This window comes from Pseudomonas sp. NPDC079086 (assembly GCF_044542155.1).
Classification (GTDB): Bacteria; Pseudomonadota; Gammaproteobacteria; order Pseudomonadales; family Pseudomonadaceae; genus Aquipseudomonas.
Window position 1 is genome coordinate 1 of record NZ_JBITTY010000016.1, and the last position, 1983, is coordinate 1983.

At 53.3% G+C, this 1983-nt stretch carries 1 protein-coding gene and 1 pseudogene; both read left to right on the top strand.

The window, feature by feature from the left end:
- A partial coding sequence (locus ACIGEK_RS22420; protein ID WP_397495433.1) for a site-specific integrase occupies nucleotides 1-949 on the top strand: 949 nt, incomplete at its 5' end.
- Between the two features lie 128 nt (nucleotides 950-1077).
- Nucleotides 1078-1983, top strand: a pseudogene (locus tag ACIGEK_RS22425) (IS5 family transposase); the annotation flags it as partial.

A 1983-nucleotide genomic window follows, 5' to 3' on the forward strand; every position in this document is an offset into this window, starting at 1 on the left:
AGCCATGCTCCCAATCACTTTGAAGAAATATCAAATCCGCGCACGTAACTTTTATCGGACTTACTGCGGTAAGGACGATCCAACTTCAGCGCAAATCTGCGCGGCTATACTTGCGCGCGCCCAAGAACTCCAACCTAACTCGTTCAGCACTCTAAAGAGCGCACTACTGAACGACCAGATCTCCAGAAGTAACCATGGGGCAGCCCAAGCTATCCGTCAGATCGTAAATCCCGTGACCGCACCAAATTCGGAACTGGCTCGTAAACCGAAGCCCAGCAAGGTTCGCGCTGTCTCTCATGCAGACTTCAAATCACTGTACAAACACCTGAAAGACCTAGGTTATATCGAAGAAGCAGCATCTCTAATACTCGCGCATTGCTTGGGCGTACGGCCATGCGAAATGCGCACGATCACAGTGGTCGACAGCTACGTGAGCATCATCGGCGGCAAGAAGAACGCCAGCCTGCATCGTGGTGCCGACCGCACACTCATCATTGAGAGTCCGAAGGTGCTTCATCGCGTCAAGCAAGCGGCATCCTGGATGAGCAACTGCCCCCGCACAAATACCGCGATTAGGGATCGTTTGCGCAAGGAATGCCGAACCCTATGGCCCAGGCGTAAGCAGCATCCGACACTGAAAAGCTTCCGCCACCAGGTTGGCTCGAACCTGAAGGCATCAGGTGAAAGCGCTGAAGCCATTGCATACATCATGGGGCATCAGTCGACCGGCTCGATCAGCATTTATGGTAACCGTCGTTCAGGCGAGGGCCGCAAGCTGTATATTAAGGCTGCAGAGAGCGGCGACCTGTCGAAAGTCCGAAAGCCCGAAAAAGCCCCCCGCTATGGAAGAGAAAAAGTAATCGGCAAAGTCGAGTTCCCAGCGGCAACTAGAGGGCCCTGGTTTCATGAAATGAAACCTCGCCGAGAAGCAAAAATGCGCGATAGATAACCGTGTTGCACTCAGCTCCTGTAACCGCACGGGTTAAAGTCCGATACTTAGCATAATCATTAGGGAAGCTCTGAAGAGGACTTCACTATCTTTGCAAAAACACCAGGATTCCACCTGCCACGTTTCCGCTGAAGCAGATGACCTTGGCCGACGCCGAGTACGCCGGCAAACGCAAGCAAACACGCATAGAGCTGTCCTTGATCGAGATGGGCCAAGTTGTGCCCTGGAAGGGTTTGATTGCCTTGATCGAGCTGCATTACTCCCAGAGTGAGACGGACGCCCAGCCTATGCGCTGATGCCGATGTTACGGGTTCATTTGATGCAGAACTGGTTCGGCTACAGCGACCCGACGATGATGGAGGTGCTGTACGAGACCACCATCCTGCGCCAGTTTGCGGGTCTGAGCTTGGAGGGTATTTCCGACGAAACCACCATCCTCAACTTGCGCCGACTGCTGGAGAAACATGAATTTGCCGCGGGCATCTTTGCTGTCATCTACGGCTATTTGGGTGACCGCGGTTTGTCGTTGCGCCAAGGCAACATCGTTGATGCCACCTTATCCATATGCCGAGTTCGACCAAGAGCAAGGGCGTTAAGCGTGATCCGGAAATGCACCAGAGCAAAAAGGGAAAGCAGTATTACTTCTGCATGAGGGCGCACATCGGCGTCGATGACGAATCGGGTTTAGTGCATAGCGTGGCCGCACCGACAACTAATATTACAGGCGTTACTCAGGTCAACAAGCTGCTACATGGCCAAGAAAACATCATAGGTGCCGACGCGCGTTACACCGACGTCGAGAAGCGGGCCGAACATGAAGGTCGTGAAATGATCTTGCAGATCGTCACCCGCCGCAGTACGTACAACAAGTTGTGTAAGCGCGCTGTACAAAGCCAAGCGCAAGATAAAGGAGGCGCAGGTTAGCGTTAAGGTCGTGCACCCGTTTCGGGTGATCAAGCCTTAGTTCAGTTATGTGAAGACGCATTTCGTGGCCTGGACAAAAACACCGCGCAACTGGTGACGCTGTTTGCCTT